We start from the raw sequence: 18,323 nt of genomic DNA, 5'->3' as shown, positions 1-18,323 counted from the left end.
CTCGTGAACGAGGCTTTTATCTCCGTTAACGAGTCTTTTATACTCGTGAATGAGCCTTTTATCTCCGTTAACGAGTCTTTTATACTCGTGAATGAGGCTTTTATCTCCGTTAACGAGTCTTTTATACTCGTGAACGAGGCTTTTATCTCCGTTAACGAGTCTTTGAACTCCGTCGTCGAGTATTAAAGCTTCATTTTTTAGGTTTACCTCAGCACTCAGCACTCAAAATCTCACGCACAGCTTGTTCTACATTGCTTTGTTTAACTAAAGACTCGCCAATCAAAACTGCACGCGCGCCAGCCTCAGCAACAAGAGATAAATCAGCAGGTGTATACAGTCCAGATTCGCTGACGACGGTGATATCTAAGCTTTGTAATTGTTGTTGGCGCTCTGCTAAAAGTTGCTGTGTGGTTCCTAAATCAAGGGTAAAGTCTGCTAAATTGCGATTGTTGATTCCTACTAAACTTAGGTTATCAAGCTTTAGCACTCGATCTAGTTCAGCTAAGGTATGGACTTCTACCAGTGCAATCATGCCCAAATCGTGAATTACTCGCAAAAAGTCTTGGAGTTCTCGATCTGATAGAATAGCTGCAATCAACAATACTGCATCTGCGCCTGCTGTCCGTGCTAAATAAATTTGATAGCGGTCAATGATGAACTCCTTACACAGTAAAGGTAATGCAACTTGTTGACGCACTTTTCGCAGATTATCAAAACCGCCCTGAAAGAACTTTTCGTCAGTTAGGACTGATAAACAAGCTGCACCACCTCGTTCATAAGCTTGAGCAATAGCAACTGGCTCAAAATCTGCGCGGATAACCCCACGGCTAGGTGATGCCTTTTTTACTTCAGCAATTAAGCTAGGTTGGTTGGGATTATCTTGTAAAGCAGTCAAGAAATTTCGCACAGTCGGGGCTGTATTTAACTGTTGTCGCAAGGTGGCTAAAGGCAATTCTTGCTGCATTTGTGCAACTTCTTGCCTTTTATGCGACACAATTTCTTCAAGAATATGGCGGGAAGGGGCAACTTGGTTAGTCATAAAATGCTAGGGCGAGTGGAGATAGGGAAATAAGTAATTATTCTCGCATTGTTGTTATTCTCGTTTGTTTCTCGTTCCCAGATTCCATCTGGGAATGAATTCTGTGCAGGCTCTGCCTGCCTGATACGATTAAAAACACTCTTAATCTCGGTATGAGGGAGGCGGAGCCTCAAGGATGGCATTCCCACGCAGAGCATGGGAACGAGGCTAATGACCAATGACTAATGACTCTTTGACTTGCGTATATGCACGCACCACATTTTTAATTATTTTCAGGCCAACTTCTCCACCTAAAGTCATGATTGATTCTGGATGAAACTGAACGGCGGCGATGGGAAGTGTCTGATGTTCAATGCCCATAATTACGTCGTCATCAGAAATTGCTGTTACTTTGAGTTCTTTTGGCAAATGTTGCGGTAGGGCAAACAATGAGTGATATCTACCCACTGCAAAGGATTCCGGTAAGTTATTGAAGGTGACAGAATTGGCATCGGTGACGAAAATCCGTGAAGATTTCCCATGTTGAGGATAGTTGAGAACTCCCAACTCGCCATCAAAAGCTTCAACGATGCCTTGCAATCCTAGACAAACTCCGAAAATCGGAATTTGGCGATGCAGAAGGGCGCCGACAGTTTCGGAAACTCCAAAATCACTTGGTCTACCAGGGCCAGGAGATAATACAACTAAGTCAGGGCGTTGTGTATCGAATAGCGATTCTGAGAAACCATGACGCAATGTGGTGACGCTTGCACCAGTTTGGCGAATGTAATTGGCTAGAGTATGAACAAATGAGTCTTCGTAGTCTATTAATAAGATGCGTTTGCTAGCTTTTACACCTGAAATCTGTTTACTTAATTTTAGAGAACCGGACTCATCAATTTTCTGACTCGTTTGCTTTACACGGCGAATCGTCTCAAATAAAGCAGCAGCTTTGGTAATTGTTTCTTGTTCTTCTGACTGTGGTATGGAATCATAAAGGACAGTAGCCCCAACTCGCACTTCCGCGATGCAATCTTTTAATCGTATTGTCCGCAGAATTAAGCCAGTATTTAAATTCCCGTTGAAATTTAAATAGCCGACTGCTCCACCATACCAACGTCGGGCGCTCTTTTCGTGCCGTTCAATAAAATCGATTGCTGCCCTTTTGGGTGCGCCGGTGACTGTAACTGCCCATGTATGCGAAAGAAAGGCATCTAAAGCATCGAATTGCGATCGCAGTGTACCTTCAACATGATCTACTGTATGTATCAGGTGGCTGTATAATTCAATCTGGCGACGACCAATGACTCGTACTGAACCAGGTTCGCAGATTCGGGATTTGTCATTGCGATCGACATCAGTACACATGGTCAACTCAGCTTCATCTTTGTGGGAGTTGAGTAACTGACGAATTTGCACTGCATCGTCAAGAGCATCTTGTCCTCGGCTAATAGTGCCACTAATTGGACAAGTTTCTACGCGCCTACCTTCAACCCGCACAAACATTTCTGGAGATGCACCAATCAGATATTCGCCACCTAAATTAAAAATAAACCCATAAGGACTAGGATTTATTTCCTTTAAGGTATTAAATAGTTTGCTGGGTTCGTCTTCATAGCCCTCAAAAAAGTTTTGACTAGGAACAACTTCAAATAAATCGCCTCTGCGGAAATAATTGAGTGCAACCTCAACTTTTTTCGCATATTCGCCTACTTGATGGTCAGCAGTTTGATTTGGTAAAAGATGTTTGCCGCGATAATCTACAGACTCACCAGTTCTCGGAAGATTCTTTGTGCTGCCGTGCGCTGTTTTAAAATCATATTGTAGACGAAATGCCCGTTGCTGATAATAGTCAACAACAATCAATTCATCTGGCAAATAAAGCACCAAATCGCGCTGATCTGTAGGACGTTCCAGATGTTGGGTAATTGGTTCAAACTGAAAAACTAAGTCATAACCAAACGCACCATACAAGCCTAAATGCTCATCTTCTTGACTAGAGAAAGTATATAGAATTTCCCTAACAACGGTAAATGATGAAGGCTGTTTACTGCGTTCTTCTTCAGTAAATAATTTTTCGGAAGGTTTAATAAAGCCTACAATACAGTTATCTTCTTGGGTGACGTTCTCAAGTTGTTCTGACTGGGATAAACGCTCTAAAAGGAATGGCAAAAGTACTTGACCGCGTTCATTCAACGCTATCAAAGTGAAAGCATTATCCTGTGTAGTCAACTCTAATGGTGGATTGACAAATCCGATTGCCCATCTTTTGTATCTGCCTGGATATTCATAGCTACTCCTTAGTAACCCTCCACGCTGAGAATTTAAATGGAACAGAATATCATCGAGGGCAGTGTCCATCTTAACTTCAGTGATGGAGCGAGAAACACTGACACCGCCAAGAGTATTGTAGGAACGTGAATTAAAAACCATGAGTAATTTCTCTAGAACATTTGTTAGTCAACCATTAATCATTATTAGTAGTTATTTTCAAACCTAGAACAGACTTAGATAATCTTTTATCCATCTAAGCCAACATATTCTTTTTAAAAAATGTAATCAAAAACTTTTTGCTTCTGATTTAAGAATACTAGATATCAAGCAGATAAGACATTGAATAATTTTTCGATTGGGTGTCAATTTATTCGCTTTTTATACTGCTTTTCTAGTACATTTACCAACAACCCTATTAAAAAAATCTGCCTCCCCCAAAAGTAGTAAATCGTCTCATAAAACCTCTGCGTTCCTCTGCGCTTCCCTTAGCGTCCCTCTGCGTTTAAAATTCCCCCCTCACTTCCCGCAACAGAGATATTGCTTGCCTATACAACAACAAATTCACCTCATGAACCTCAATCCTTTTTCCAATCCCTTTTAACAGCGTCAAAGTCAACTCTCCCCCCAAATGTTCGCGGAATTCAGTCAAACCCCGAAACAAACAATTAGGATCTTCCAATTGTGATAATTTATCAGCCAATTCGGGCACATACAACGTGAAGCCCAACGCCGATAAAGTATTTAATATCCTTTGCCACTCCGAACAATCCAGCAATCCTGCTAAATAAGAATAAGTGCTATCCAAAGCAATACCGATCGCAACTGCTTCGCCATGACGCAAGCGATAATTTGTCAAATGCTCCAGTTTGTGAGCCGCCCAATGTCCAAAATCCAGGGGACGAGACGAACCCATCTCAAAAGGATCGCCGCCATTGGCGATATGTTCTAAATGCAACTGAGCGCAACGATAAATAACTTGTTGCATAGTATCCATATCTCGCCGCCTCAAAGCTGCGGTGTGAGAGTGGATAAAATCAAAAAAGCTAGCATCCTTAATCAGCGCCACTTTGACTGCTTCTGCAATTCCAGAACGCCAATCGCGATCGTCTAGGGTTGTCAAAAAGGCAGAGTCATTTATAACTGCATAAGGTGGCGCAAATGTGCCGAGAAAGTTCTTTTTACCAAAGGCATTGATGCCGTTTTTGACGCCAACCCCAGAATCATTTTGCGCTAACACCGTTGTTGGAACCCTAATTAGACGAATTCCCCGGTGAGCAGTTGCGGCTGCATATCCTACTAAATCCAATACCGCCCCGCCGCCGATCGCTAATATGTAAGAGTGGCGACATAATCCGGCGGCTTCAATCTGTTGCTGGATTTGCTCTAGTAAAGTGCGATCGTTTTTAGCAGCTTCTCCCCCCGAAATTATCATCGGTTCGGCTGCGATCGCTAGTACCTCTGCATAAAACTTGGTATACGCGACTAATTGCTTCACCAATTCAGGTTGAGACTTTAATATTCCTGCGTCGATCGCTGCAACTATTTTCTTCGGCTTTGTCTCCTCATCCGCACCAATCACTTGGGCTAAGGTAGGATTTTTTAACTCAAATAAATTTTGGGTGAAGTAAACTTCGTAGTTAAAAGTAACCGAAACACGTTGATGAATTAATCTACTTTTTTGCTTGATGTCAACTATCATATTTTTGCAGGTATATCTAAAAGTGCAGCACGATTCAAAGTTTCCAGAAATACCTCTACCGAGTGAGAACCATTTACCTTAACTTTGTCATTAATTACGAAGAACGGCACGCTGTTGATGCCATTTAACCGAGCAAATGTTGATTCAGCAATGACTGCATCACTCACCGCGCGATCGTTTAATTGCAACTTTAATTTGCTAGCATTCATCTGATACGCTGTACCGATGGCAACAATAACGTCAATATCTCCAATGTTCAAACCGTCTTCAAAATAAGCTTGATAAATAGCTTCGACGACATCGTTTTTTACGTTTGTGGGTGCAAGTGCAATCAGTTGATGAGAAAGCTTAGTATTGACAGCCAAACGGATTTTATCAAAATCTAACTTAACTCCAGCCGCTTCACCTGCGCGTTGTGTACTATCAAATATCTGTTGTATTTCTGCCGCTTTCATCCCTTTTCTATTTTGCATAAAGCTGCGAAATTCGTATCCCTCCGCAGGAACAGTATTGTCCAAAAGAAAAGGATGCCAGCGGATATATACTTCTTGTTCTTGCTGTTGTGCCAGTGCATCAAACAGATGTTTTTTCCCAATTCTGCACCAAGGACAAACAGTATCGTGAAATATGTCTATCAGCATATTTTTGTTGATTTAAATGCTAATATTTGTGTGTATTTGTGATTGAAAATCTCGTGGGATAGCCATTGTATTTAAAGGCTGGATAAAAGTGTTGATTTTATCTTCAAAAAAACTTTGAGCCTTTTCAAATTCTTGAATTAATGCCTCTCTGTCTTTGTTTGCTACTAGTTTCGCCAAACGGCTATAAGTATCAGCTAAAAAGCTAATTGCATCACACCTTTCTTCTGTAGCGAGCATAATATCCACACATAAGTGAGGGTTTTGGGAAAACAAACGTTTAACAATGTCAATTTCTTGACGGTAGTTAGGAGTTGACATTGTTAGACTCTGCTGTATATCGATTTTTACTTGTGCTAAGAAAATGCCAAGACTAAATCTACAGAAATGTTGCGTTGCTTGAACGATCGTCATCATGCGATCGTGTTCTTCAGGCGTGCAAACAATTAACTCTCCACCTTGGCTTTTAATCAAGTCTAAAAACCATTGGAATGAATCATCGTTTCGACCCGGACACACTACTACTTTTTGTCCAAAAAACGATTTGATATTTGGGCCAAACATTGGGTGTAAACCCATGACTGGGCCAGAATGGTGTTCGAGCATTGCTTGAGTTGGCTGAGTTTTTATGCTCGTGATGTCACACAAAGCGGTAGTTGGGGCGAGGTATTTAGCTGCACGCTTGATAACATCAACTGTATGTTCAATGGGAACGCTGACTAAAACTAATTCTGCCTGATTTAATAGTTTATCTGCATATTCCCAATCCTCAGATTCGAGGACGCTAACATTATTACCTACTAGCGAAAGCTGCTCTTTAAATAATTTTCCCATCCTGCCGCGTCCACCGATGATGGTAATTTTTCGGGGAGTGATATGATTTGTTGTATATTTAGGAATTAAAGTAGCATGGCAACTATTTAGCAAACCTGCCCAAACAGACTCAGGAATACTAGCTTGGGCAAGTAAAGGAGCAACATCAGCCAGTTGTTGATCTAGAGAAGGCTGTTCTGATGCTGCTAATAATGATATGCGATCGCTCAATAAGGCAATCAACTTTTGGTCAGTTTTTTTCAGCCGATCTGAATTAGTCATTTGTCATTAGTTTTTGAGATACCACGCGCACAAGGGGCAAGGTCTGTACCACAAGCTCTCGATCAACAAGTGATTCCTGAGAACTCAATTCGGGCAACATATCCAAATTTGTTGCTTCTTTGGCGATCGCATCATCAAATAACTCTTCATACCGATCTAGCGCTTGCTCAAAGGAGTAGTTTTCTACGGCAAACTTTCTTCCTTCACGCCCTAATTTTGCTGCTAGTTCCGGCTGATTATATAAATCTAATACCGCAGCAGCTAAAGCATCTGCTGACTCAGGCTCAACGATAACGCCGCCGCCGCTTTCTTTGATAGCTTTGGCAGCAGTACCAGTGGCGGGAACTGAACCGACAATTGGGCGACCACTGGCTAACAGCAGTGGTATTTTAGAAGGCATATTGAAAGAAATCACATTGCTCTTTTGCACAATCAACCCAACATCAGCAGCTGCTAACATTTGCGGTAGTTTTTCTCGCGGTTGCAATGGTAGCAGCAAAACGTTATCTGCTCCACAAGCAAAACAATGTTTTTGTAACCTTTCGAGAGCTTGGGATTCACCGGCTACGACAAAGACAATATCATTAATATGACGCAACCGAGATGCTGCTTCTATTACTGTCTCTAAACCTTGCGTCAGAGCAATATTACCTGAATAAAGCACTACAAATTTATCATCAAGTTGATGGGAAGCTCTCCAGGAGTTATTCTCCTTCGGTAAAGGGCGGATAAAATTTAGATTTACCCAATTGGGAATACAGGCAATTTTATTAGCAGGTACACCTTTATGTATTAAATTATCTACAAAACCATCGGCAATCACGCTAATGGTATGTGCAGTTCGGTAGGCAAATTTTTCTAGAGCTTCCAGAGCTTGAATCATCAACTTATTCTTAATTAGCCCAACACGCACAGCAGCTTCTGGGAGGATATCTTGTACATTCAGCACTACTGGACAGTTGTATAACCAAGCTATTAAAGTTGCAGGTAAGCAAACGAGTAACGGCGGCACTGTTAAAAGAATTACATCAGGTCGTTCGCCCTTGAGAGCTTGTGGCAAACTTGTAAAAATAAAGCTCAACTCTAGCAGTAGCCGATCTATCAGGTTAGGTTTAGACTTAATCCGCAGGTAACTACGTTGAATAGTGACACCATTTTTCTCTTCAGTAACGTATAACTTACCGCGATAGCGATCGTAAATCTGACGCTGAGGATAGTTAGGCATACCTGTGATTACCCGCACTTGATGCCCTCGCTTCACCAGCCCTTCTGCTAGTTCAGTCATCAAAGGTGCAATACCAATTGGTTCTGGATGATAGTTGTATGAATAAATCAGAATGTGCATTAACCGTTAATGTGCTAAAAGCACCTTGATAATCTTGGCTTTATTTAGTGTTTACAGTTTTTATCTCCCTTATTCCAGATTTAATGACCTGAAATTTTCGTAAGGTGTGTTACCCAAGGGCATAACGCACCCCACGAAACAGAAGTTTTAAATTTTGTTTAATCCACTTCAGCCTCTGAACTCGAATTCGGTCACTTTACTGCTACTCAATCATGAGAATTCAGCACTGTTTTTGCAACGTCTTCTCTAAACTGAAGACTGGCTTTTGTTGCCCGCGTTTTCGCAATGTGACGGTAGCAGCCCCAAGTCCGAGCAATGCTAAACCCAATGCTGAACTAGGTTCTGGTACTTGCCTTCTGCCTTCTACGTTTAGCACTTGGACGCGACCTTGGAAGAAATCGCCCACATACAGCTTGCCATCTTTGAGGGTTGTGCCACCCGTCCAGTTAAATCTGCCTGGTGTGAGGTCGAGGGGGTTGCCAAAAGGAGGGCCAGTTAATGCTGGAGGCGGTACAGGATTACCTGATGCATCGCGGGCATTTTCACCGTAGGAAGTCAAGAACTTACCGTTTTTATCAAATACCTGAACGCGGCTGTTGATAGAATCAGCTACATAAACATTCTCTTGGTCGTCCACTTCGATGCCAATTGGTTGAAGAAGCTGTCCAGGGCCGCTACCTGCTGAACCAAATGCGTACAAAGGTTTACCATTTGGATCGAGTACTTGAACGCGGTTGTTATACTGGTCAGCTAGAAAGATATTTCCACTGACTGGGGAAATTCTTATACCTGCTACACCTTGAGTTTCTCCTAGTGCAGTGCCCAGAGTGCCGCCAATGACACCAATTTGCTTTCCGTCAGGTGTAAATTTAAGGATTCTTTCGCCGTTAAAATCACCTACGTAAACGTTGCCAGTCTTGTCAAAAGTCACACCAGATGGCCCAAAGAAAATCCGATCGTTTACACGAGGGGTAAATTCTCCATTTGCAAAGGATCTAATAAAGTTACCCTGAGGATCGAATTGATTGATGCGGTTGTTGTAAACATCACCTGCATACAAATCCCCTGTTACGGGATTAAAGTCTACAGTTGTTGGCTCGTCAAACTGTCCGGGCCCTGTGCCGCCGGAGCCAATTGCTCCAATATACTGACCGCTTGGACTAAATTTTTCAATTTTGTCACCGAGGTTGTAGTTAGGAGTACCATCCGGGTTAACACCGCGTCCGTTAGCTATGTAGGTATTCCCCGAATCATCTACCGTTATCCCTTGGGGAACAAAAAGCTGCCCTGGGCCGAAGCCAGGACTGCCGATACTTCTGTCGTAAGTTAATGTTACAGCTTTGGCTTGGGCTGCTGTTGCCAACACCATCAATCCAGTACCGAGAATGCCAATTGACAAATTTTTGACTAATCCCATGAGTTTTAAGTCCTGGTTGTATAAGGTATACTCTTTCCTAGACTAATTTTGTTCCCCGTCCTAGTTTGGGAACCTTGAAATTTGGGCTGCTGCCTCTTATTGGAAATGCAACTTTCTCTTTTGGGCAGCAGCCTATTCTGTAAGCTTTAGCTGGTGTCAGGTAAAGAGGGATTAGACAGTCTCTGCTTCGGTTAGCAATTCACTCAACTTTTCTTGGCGTTGGCGTTTGCGCTTGGCGTAAGCAGCAGTTGCGCCTACACTAGCAAGTGCTAGTAAGCCGACTACTGAACCAGGTTCGGGGACTTTTTCGACAGCGACACCATCCACCCGAACAACCTCCCCTCGTCCTGGGCCGACACCGCGATTGGTAATATAAATCTTGCCATCAGGACCAATATCAATTCCATCAGCCGAATCTAGCCCTTGACCTGCTGCAACAAGCGTTGTGCGAGTGCCGTCAGGAGCAACTTGGATCAGAGATCCAGGCAGATTTGTGATGTCACCCCCTAACTGGGACTTGTCGCTGAACTGTAAGACAAGCAAATCGCCTTTTTTATCGAAGGTGAGGTCGGTGATGTGCGTAAAGCCATCGAGAAAAACTTCTGGTTTTTGATCTTCGCCAATGCGGAAAATCCGTGATTTACCTTGTGGATAAGGAAAACCCGTATATTCGCCAACGTATAAAGCTCCATCGGGGCCAATTGCGCCACCTGTAGGTACTGATTGAATTGCGATTTTTCCTCCTGGAAGCTCCTCTAATAGCCCAGGAGGTAATTGTAATCCTGGTGGCAAATCTGACTTACTAATAATATTTTTAGGAATTGCGATCGCCTCTGACTTGCTTCCATCAAGCTTGATTTTGTAAGCAGTGTTCCCGCCACCATCAACCACATAAGCATTATCGCCATTAACAGCCAGGTCATAGGGATTGGTAACTACATCCCCTTTGTCTGGATTTTTGGTGATTTCATTCTTGGCAAAGTCAAAAATACTGCTGAGAGATCCCGTCGTCAGGTCAGCTTTATACAGTTGTGCTAGAAGCGGCGTATTCAAAACTTTATCGGGTGTTGATGGCGGGAAAGTTGCAAGTTGCTGTGGTGGGAGTGGGGATTTAGAACCAAGGTTAAGTGTTGCTAGATCGCGGTTTCCTGGATAACCGGCAAACCCTGTCAGCAGATAAGCATTCCCTTTAGAATCGAATTGTATGTCTTCAATACCAGCGCCTTGATTGCCAGTGGGTTGCTCTGCTAAAGACTGAAAGTTATTAAATAAACGCTGTTTTGTGCCGTTTGGTGAAACTTTGACCAGTGAACTAGTATTACCAGCACAGATAGGCTGAAACAACGTACTCGGAGATGGTTGACAATTTCCGTTACCGCCGATACCTGGCTCTGCTACGTAAAGACTGCCGTCAGGGCCAAAGCTAGCACCCCGTGCATTACTGATTCCATCGACAACTGTCGTTAGCGTTGCAGCTTGTGCAGATAGTGTTCCACAAATAGCAGTAAAACAAAATGTAACAGATGTAAGAGCAAATGACTTGAGTTTCATACCTTTGGAGATTGAGAGTTAAATAATTTGTTTGGGGAAACTTTTATGGTTTTAAAGACAACGAATTGCAGTCTTTGAGGAACGCAAGATTGGTTTGAAACTCTTTATTTGAGCGCCACGACTCTATTTATGGGAGGTTTGGTAGCTCTTTCTTCTTGTGCAACCAAGCAATGCCCAAGGCTGCGATCGCTAATACACCTAAAGCAGAATCAGGTTCAGGAATAGACTTGGTATCCTCAATTCTGAGAACTTGTCCAAATCCTGGGCGATCGCCTCGGTTGGTGACGTATACTGCACCATCAGCACCAATAGTCAGGGCACTAGGCGACTCTAATCCATTGCCACTCAGAAGAGTTGTGCGTGTGCCATCGGGAGCTATTTTGATTACAGAACCATCAAAATTACCCTTCCAGGCTGACTGATTGGCGTACTGCAAAGCATACAAATTGCCCGCAGGATCGAATTGCAAGTCTGTAAGTTGGGTAAAACCATCGGCGAAGACTGTTGCTTTACCATCAGCACCGACTCGATAGATTTTTGCGCCTCCTTCGGGGAAAGGGAAACCAGTAAATTGGCTGATGTAATAAGCACCATCAGGCCCTTTTGCCACACTTGAGGGTACTGGTTGAATTGGAAACTGCGATCGCCCCACTTCTCCTTGAGATGGCACCTGTGCAGGTTCATTAGATGGGGTATCAGAAGGTGGAAAGATGGGATTGGTTAATATGTCTTGGGGAAAGGTAGTAAGAGCTTGCAAGTTACTACCGTAAGTATTAACACTGAGTAAGTCGTTTGCACCTGCATCAGCTACAACTAACTTATTGCCATCGATGACAAAGCCCAAGGGATTGCTACCGACATCACCACCATCGGGATTATTAGCGAGTTCATAGTTAGCTAAATCTGCAACACTCGTCCAGGAATTGGTATTAAAGTTGGGAGCAATGATTTTACCGAGGTCAGTGTCACCTAAATTGCGATCGCGAAAGGTTGGATTCGCCCCATACCCAATCAGAACATAAGGTTTACCTTTTGGATCGAATTGGATATCACGAGGGCCACCGGCTCCAGTACCATCTGGTAATGCTATAGAAGGAAGTCCTGTAAGTATCCGCTCAGTCTTACCATTCTCAATTTTGGTAACTGCCCCACTTGTGCCATAGCATAAAGAGTCACCTTGACCGCTTGACGGTGGGACACAAGCGCCACTTCCTCCGATTCCCGCTTCTGTAACATAGAGATTACCATCAGGGCTAAAGCTTAGTCCTCCGGCATTATATAGACCGTCAGCAATTACTGAAAAGGATGCAGCTGAGGCAGCTTTGATTCCCGAAAAAGCGGCAACACAAAAGGTGAGGATAGTAATGGTAAGTGGGTTTAGTTTCATATTTTGTTCTTTGTCATTTGTCATTCGTCATTTGTTATTTGACCAATGACAATGACTAATGACTAATGACTAGCTCCTCTTGAGTTTTTGGTAGATAGCTCATTCCTCGGTCAAATGATTTGAGATTGCCAGCTTTGGCTTCGAGTAAACGTTTGATGTTCATGCTCTCAGCGCCAAAGTCTTCAATTTGAAGTTTGCCGTGGGTGACAGTTCCATCTGTTTTCCAGAATGTGATTCGGTGCAGGATGAAACCAGAAGCTTCGGGGTCAGCGAATGCGTAGGCGGTTGGGATGAGTAAAGCTACAGAGCGCTGATAATATTCATAGTCTGGATAAAAATGTTCTTGTTCAACCAAGTAGTATTTACTTAGACTATGAACCCGCACGGAAACTTTTACTTTCTGGTCATATTCATCTTTGAATTCACCTGAATCAAGACCAATCTCGCCATTTGGGCGTAATAAATGTGCCCACTCATCTATATTGTTTAGGTCTTTTAAGTATTCAATGCCGATTTCAATTGGGGCATCAACATAGATGGTGTCTGTATCGATAAAGTGGCGACCTTTGGCTGCTGCGGTCAGACCAGCTTTACGTTCCAAATTACCTTTGAGAGAACGACATTCAGAAGTGTGTACTGTGTGGATTCCCTGCATAATCATCTGAGTCTGCCGTTTGGGATCGACAAAGCTCAACCAGTGAAAATACACACCTTTTTCATCTGTTCCCGGCTCTATGTAGTCGGTGGGAAATAGCAAGACAGGATAAACCTGAAAATATTTCTGATACTCTAATCCACAGTGCCACTCAATGCCGTAGAAAAGTGGATTTTCTAATTTTTTAACGTGATAATAGAGATTTTTATGATAACCAGATGCAGATCCGAGCCAAGTATCTTCGTCAATTTGCTCTTTCATCCGGCTATAAAGCGTCCATTCATCCAAGTTTTTTAAACTACAAAGATACTCAAAAGCGCTTTCTGGAGAAGTAGCAATATATGCTGATGTAGCAAAGGTATTTTTTTCCATTGTTCACTCCTTAAAATAATAATAATTAAGCTGCGATCGCTGTAGTTTTGCTCTGCTTACTATTGTTTATCCGGTCTTCTGCTAATCGTCTGGCAGCATCGTTAGTAGTAACTCCTTGCTCTTTAGCAATCTCAAAAATTGCTAATAGCGTGTCATAAATGTTATGCACTTGCTTGAAAGCTTTTTCTTCGTCATAACCAATCATTTCGTTGTAAACATTAATTAATCCTCCCGCATTAATTACATAATCAGGGCTGTAAAGTATCCCTTTCTTGGCAAGCATTTGACTATGTAATTGCTCATTATCCAATTGATTATTAGCTGCACCAGCAATAATCGAAGCTTGCAGAAAAGGAATTGTATGACTATTAAGAATTCCTCCCAAAGCACAAGGAGAAAATATATCTACATCAAGCGAGTAAATTTCCGATGGTTCTACAATAGTTGCGCCAAAAAGCCGTTTTACTTCTTCCGCTTTTGCTGGATCTACATCGCTAACAAAAAGCTGGACATCATGCTCATGTAAGTGACGACAGAGATTTTTACCGACATTTCCTAAGCCTTGAACTGCAACTTTCATCCCATCAAGTCTTTTGCTCTGCCAACGAGATTCTACAGCGGCTTTAATTCCGAGAAAAACTCCTAGTGATGTTATGGGAGCAGGCCCACCAGATTTTTCTGATACCCCAACAACATATTTTGTTTCTTGACTAATTGTCCGCACATTATCAGGAGTAATATTGACATCTTGTCCGGTAATAAAACGCCCATTCAAACTATCAACAAAACGTCCATAAGCTCTCAAGAGATCGTCTGTCTTATTTTCAGGATTAGCAATAATTACTGCTTTTCCTCCACCAGCCGGAATATTCGCACAAGCAGCTTTATAAGTCATTCCCCGACTCAGCCGAAGTGCATCTTTTAAAGCAGCTTCTTCGTTAATATAAGGCATGAGTCTTGTTGCTCCCATTGCTGGGCCCAAGCTGGTGTCATGGATAGCAATAATTGCCTTAATTTCTGGATTTTTACCATGACAAAAGAGAACTTGTTCGTGACCCATTTCTCTAACAGTTTCAAATAGCAGCATCTTGTCCTCTTGGTATTGGTTGGAATTGTTTAGAGAAAGTAATAAGCATTACAAAATGTAAATATATAGACACAAAACTACTCTCGGAACATTAAGATTAGATGAAGTAAAGGAAAAGACTTAAGGTTTAAAAAAAGAAGTTTAAGATTCCAGTTTTTTGAGTGTAGTTTCTGACTCAAATAAAGTTTTTGTCGCTTCTAAACTCATTCTTTTTCTTTTCCTGAATGAACTAATCCAAACTGCGTTGTAAGTTCTGCTTGATGCAGTGTTTTAGTGTCTATAACAATTGAATGAGATTGCATTTTAAAATCAAACCATTGGAAATGAAACCTGCTTGGCTGGATTTTTCGCGGCACTTGATTTAATTCCTTGTGCTGCCAAACTCTTATTACGTCCGCCAGAAGGTGCTGGGCGATCGGCGTCAATCACTACATCAATGAGAAAAGGAACATTTGATGCGATCGCTTGTTGTAATGCGGCTTCAATATCCGACTCTCTGACCACAACGATCGCTTCTGCTCCCATCCCACGAGCAATCATCGCAAAGTTTGTTGGTGGCATTGTTGCATCTGCGCCCTTTAATCCCAAGATTTTCATCCCTTGATGGCACATGTTGTAACGCGCATCGTTGAGTACAATCCAGATTGCCGGAATTTTGTATTTCACGGCTGTGCTGATTTCGTTATTCATCAGCATTGCTCCATCGCCGACAATTCCTACAGCCTTGCTTTTGCTTGCCAGTGCTGCACCCAATACTCCGGTGACGGCGTGACCCATTGCGCCAACTCCGGTGCTGACTCGGTAACGATTGGCTTCGGCAAATTGCAGTAGATGAGTTGACCAAGTAAACGAGTTACCACACTCCGCCATGACTACGGCATCGCTATCTTCAACAACGATCTTTTGAATTGCTGCCATCAAGACTTCTGGCCGCACTGGATAATCTACCTCTGTAGCAGGTTCAATTGCTTTGTGTTCTGGACGAGGTAGCAACATTGTAGAATCAGAAGCATCCGGCAATTGCTGCAACAACTCTTTCACAAAAGCTTTGATCTCAGAGCGAACTCCGAAAGTTTCAACGTGGGGATAGGCTACACCTGGAACTTCTGGATCAATATCAACATGGACAAAACCTCCTTTTGGAACTAGCGCCGAACTCCAGAAAGAAGTCGGTTCGCCAAGACGGGTTCCTAATACGAGTGTGCGTAGTGGAGGTTGCTGTTCCATATAAGTTAAGACGGAAGCATGACCGCCTAAACCTGTAACACCCACAAACTGGGGATGATCTTCAGGGAAAATACCTTTACCACGGGGCGAACACATAACGGCTGCTCCGGTTTTTTCTGCGAGTTCAAGGATTTCTTCTGCTGCGTCACGCGCACCGAAACCAACCCAGATAGCAAAGGGGCCAGATGATAATAACTCTACAGATTTAGCGATCGCTTCTTGGGAAGCAGTCATCTCAAACGGAGTAATATCTAGTTGAGGCAAGGATATATTCTCAACTAAACTTGTCTGCACAGCGGTGGGAATGCTCAAATGGGCGACAAATCCACCTGGTTGCGCCATCGCTAATGCAAGTTTACGAAAAATCTGCGGTAGTTGAGCCGCAGATTCAATCGTGATTGCATAGTTGAATAACGCTCCTGGGGTAAAAATTCCTCCACTGGGCAATGTGTAAGTGCTGGTTTCTTGAATAGCCCAACGTCCACGCTGCGGTGCTGAGGTGCAAGCCGACAACAAAATTACCTTTGCACCTTCACCACGAGCCGCAAATAATCCGGTGAGGGAGTTGGTGATCCCCGGCCCGGCTGTGGTAAAAACTACAGTCGGGCGATTATTCGCAAAGTAAGCTTCGGTGGCTGCAAAGGCGGCTCCGGCTTCATGGCGGAAGTTCAACACCTCGATGCTACTATTGGATAGCGCACCCCAAAGGCTGGCCATTGCACCACCTGCGACACCAAAAGCGTAGCTTACTCCCAAATTTTCCAACATTTTAGCGATCGCATCGGCAACTGAGAGTGTTGGAGCAATTTCATCGTTTAAAAAAGGCTGAATTCCCCCATTATTCTCCGATTCATCAAGCTGACGGGAGTCAGGCACAGATTCGACATATCTGTTTGCTGGAAGTTCCTTGTATGGCTCAGTGGTGATGAGAGGATTTGAACCAGTATAGTTTTGACTCATTGGTTTCAGGTAATTTTAGAAAGTTACACAAAGGCTTTTTAGTTTACAATCACAGCACTAGAAATATTTAATACAAACAACTCTGTTGTTTACTACAGCTATGACCTAGCTTGGAAGATAGTAGAAATGGTTGATTGCTGCTGATTGATGCTTGTGAGCGCAGTACCAAAAAATTTTGACCAAAAGCATACAACAATTGAGGCTGTGCTTCTTACGGTAAGAATAAAGGAGATGAAGACTGTGGTGCAATCAAAAATCTTTTGATGGGGGTGTCAAATTTTTCGCTTCTATGATGATGACTATAGTGCTTAAAATAGATTGGCAAAGAAAAACTAAGTTATATAAATGCGTATAAAGTAGCAACTAACCTTAATTTAACTACGTCTCATAATCTTTACAAAACTTTATATAAGTAGCTTTAATAACACCGATCTAATTAATCAACACCTAGTGAAATTTCTGTCCGCTACAATAAAAACCCAGTTTGCAATGAAAAATCTTTTGATGTATGTGTCAATTCTTTCGCTTGTTTTGTGATTGTAACATTTGCAACTTAGTCACTTCAAATACTGATATTCTGCGTAGGCATCACAGAAGCGGCACATTATCAAATTTGCAATAGGAAATCTTTTGATGTATGTGTCAATTCTTTTGCCTTATTACTTACACAACTTTTTCTCTGAATTTAAGCATGAGGCGATTTAGCGGTCTTTATATTGCCACCAAAAACTCTTTGAGTCAATTATTTGTAACGATAAAGACATTATTTTTTAATTTTTTATATTTCATTTGAGAGATGACAAAGCATTCGGGACATAAATATTTTTTGAAAATTGTTTTTGATGATACATAAATCAGCACTATATACTTAATATGCGGTTACAGACTTTATTTGTGACAAAAAATATACAATATAGTATGTAATTTATACGGTTATGTAAATACAAATGTACTTCTTACGACAGATGACTAAGCATATTCTTCTATAGTTAAATTCCTGAGAAGGTAAGTTAAGATAAATTAAGAAAATAAGTTAAGCGGTTGAAGTTTATTCTTTTAATCCAGACCTACTACTGCAAATTCATTGATGTTGAAAATCAAACGACTCTATACGAGTAGTTCGCCAAAGTTCTTGGTAAGGAAAAGCTTAAAGGAGAAAAATTCTGATTCTTTAACCTTTCCCCAGTGGAAACCCAGGAATTTTAGGTTGGTGAACTCTTGTAGAGGCGTAGCAGTGCTACATCTCTAGAAGGGTTATTAATTAAGCATAATTAATTTCACCAGATATTTACCAGATATCTATTAGTTAATTCTGATGCAGGACTAGTTTAGATTTAAAAAAATATCTTTTCTACTTATAGATTAAGAGTTTAAAACTCTTATCTAATAATATATATTGACTAATCTAGATTTTATTATCTGAATTCTGTGATTTTATAACAATTTGTTGCCATCAATAATATTTTCTAAAATCTTTAGTTTTTTTAGGGAAATTTGGTTTAATAATTCAGAGGTTACTGGTACAATAAGTTTTGTTAAGCTAGTTAATAATATTTTTTATAGATTAACTCATTTTATTTGTTAACAGCCGAACGGAC

Annotated in this window: 12 protein-coding genes; all 12 read right to left on the bottom strand. The window is 41.8% G+C overall.

What is annotated here, in order from left to right; genetic code table 11:
• Window positions 1-208 precede the first annotated feature (208 nt).
• The gene (gene trpC / locus ACR5KR_RS31525) at window positions 209-1,039 is read right to left on the bottom strand and encodes an indole-3-glycerol phosphate synthase TrpC (protein WP_448269250.1); all 831 of its coding nucleotides are present in this window, start codon (window positions 1,037-1,039) and stop codon (window positions 209-211) included.
• 207 nt (window positions 1,040-1,246) lie between these two features.
• Complete coding sequence (locus tag ACR5KR_RS31520; protein WP_448269249.1) at window positions 1,247-3,451, bottom strand: anthranilate synthase; 2,205 nt, start codon at window positions 3,449-3,451, stop codon at window positions 1,247-1,249.
• 343 nt (window positions 3,452-3,794) lie between these two features.
• Window positions 3,795-4,991, bottom strand: coding sequence for a 3-dehydroquinate synthase (locus ACR5KR_RS31515; RefSeq protein WP_448269248.1), 1,197 nt, complete (start codon window positions 4,989-4,991; stop codon window positions 3,795-3,797).
• Window positions 4,988-5,632: a DsbA family oxidoreductase gene (locus tag ACR5KR_RS31510; protein ID WP_448269247.1), complete on the bottom strand. Its 645-nt coding sequence runs from the start codon at window positions 5,630-5,632 to the stop codon at window positions 4,988-4,990. The genes ACR5KR_RS31515 and ACR5KR_RS31510 overlap by 4 nt, the downstream gene beginning before the upstream one ends.
• A gap of 12 nt (window positions 5,633-5,644) precedes the next feature.
• Window positions 5,645-6,724, bottom strand: a complete 1,080-nt coding sequence (tyrA, locus tag ACR5KR_RS31505) for a bifunctional chorismate mutase/prephenate dehydrogenase (protein ID WP_448269246.1) — start codon at window positions 6,722-6,724, stop codon at window positions 5,645-5,647.
• Complete coding sequence (locus tag ACR5KR_RS31500) at window positions 6,717-8,069, bottom strand: glycosyltransferase family 4 protein (protein WP_448269245.1); 1,353 nt, start codon at window positions 8,067-8,069, stop codon at window positions 6,717-6,719. Before ACR5KR_RS31500 ends, tyrA begins: the two co-directional genes overlap by 8 nt.
• Window positions 8,070-8,289: 220 nt before the next feature.
• Window positions 8,290-9,486 carry a scytonemin biosynthesis PEP-CTERM protein ScyF gene (scyF, locus tag ACR5KR_RS31495; protein WP_448269244.1) on the bottom strand — a complete coding sequence of 399 codons (1,197 nt, stop codon included), beginning with the start codon at window positions 9,484-9,486 and terminating at the stop codon, window positions 8,290-8,292.
• 171 nt (window positions 9,487-9,657) lie between these two features.
• Complete coding sequence (locus ACR5KR_RS31490; RefSeq protein WP_448269243.1) at window positions 9,658-11,037, bottom strand: ScyD/ScyE family protein; 1,380 nt, start codon at window positions 11,035-11,037, stop codon at window positions 9,658-9,660.
• Between the two features lie 127 nt (window positions 11,038-11,164).
• Window positions 11,165-12,424, bottom strand: a complete 1,260-nt coding sequence (locus tag ACR5KR_RS31485) for a ScyD/ScyE family protein (protein ID WP_448270397.1) — start codon at window positions 12,422-12,424, stop codon at window positions 11,165-11,167.
• A gap of 55 nt (window positions 12,425-12,479) precedes the next feature.
• Window positions 12,480-13,451 (bottom strand): scytonemin biosynthesis cyclase/decarboxylase ScyC, encoded by a 972-nt coding sequence (gene scyC / locus ACR5KR_RS31480; protein ID WP_448269242.1) that lies wholly within the window; start codon window positions 13,449-13,451, stop codon window positions 12,480-12,482.
• Window positions 13,452-13,476: 25 nt separating this feature from the next.
• The gene (gene scyB / locus ACR5KR_RS31475; RefSeq protein WP_448269241.1) at window positions 13,477-14,538 is read right to left on the bottom strand and encodes a tryptophan dehydrogenase ScyB; all 1,062 of its coding nucleotides are present in this window, start codon (window positions 14,536-14,538) and stop codon (window positions 13,477-13,479) included.
• 309 nt (window positions 14,539-14,847) lie between these two features.
• On the bottom strand, window positions 14,848-16,725 hold the full coding sequence (gene scyA, locus ACR5KR_RS31470; RefSeq protein ID WP_448269240.1) for a scytonemin biosynthesis protein ScyA: 1,878 nt from the start codon (window positions 16,723-16,725) through the stop codon (window positions 14,848-14,850).
• Between the last annotated feature and the right edge of the window lie 1,598 nt (window positions 16,726-18,323).

The sequence above is a fragment of the Nostoc sp. DSM 114159 genome, from assembly GCF_053470285.1.
This window is presented reverse-complemented; position numbering and strand designations above follow the sequence as displayed.

Coding starts and splice junctions, on each gene's coding strand:
- scyC (WP_448269242.1), bottom strand. CDS start 13,451: ATGGAAAAAAATACCTTTGCTACATCAGCATATATTGCTACTTCTCCA.
- ACR5KR_RS31515 (WP_448269248.1), bottom strand. CDS start 4,991: ATGATAGTTGACATCAAGCAAAAAAGTAGATTAATTCATCAACGTGTT.
- scyA (WP_448269240.1), bottom strand. CDS start 16,725: ATGAGTCAAAACTATACTGGTTCAAATCCTCTCATCACCACTGAGCCA.
- trpC (WP_448269250.1), bottom strand. CDS start 1,039: ATGACTAACCAAGTTGCCCCTTCCCGCCATATTCTTGAAGAAATTGTG.
- ACR5KR_RS31510 (WP_448269247.1), bottom strand. CDS start 5,632: ATGCTGATAGACATATTTCACGATACTGTTTGTCCTTGGTGCAGAATT.
- scyB (WP_448269241.1), bottom strand. CDS start 14,538: ATGCTGCTATTTGAAACTGTTAGAGAAATGGGTCACGAACAAGTTCTC.
- ACR5KR_RS31520 (WP_448269249.1), bottom strand. CDS start 3,451: ATGGTTTTTAATTCACGTTCCTACAATACTCTTGGCGGTGTCAGTGTT.
- ACR5KR_RS31485 (WP_448270397.1), bottom strand. CDS start 12,424: ATGAAACTAAACCCACTTACCATTACTATCCTCACCTTTTGTGTTGCC.
- ACR5KR_RS31500 (WP_448269245.1), bottom strand. CDS start 8,069: ATGCACATTCTGATTTATTCATACAACTATCATCCAGAACCAATTGGT.
- ACR5KR_RS31490 (WP_448269243.1), bottom strand. CDS start 11,037: ATGAAACTCAAGTCATTTGCTCTTACATCTGTTACATTTTGTTTTACT.
- tyrA (WP_448269246.1), bottom strand. CDS start 6,724: ATGACTAATTCAGATCGGCTGAAAAAAACTGACCAAAAGTTGATTGCC.
- scyF (WP_448269244.1), bottom strand. CDS start 9,486: ATGGGATTAGTCAAAAATTTGTCAATTGGCATTCTCGGTACTGGATTG.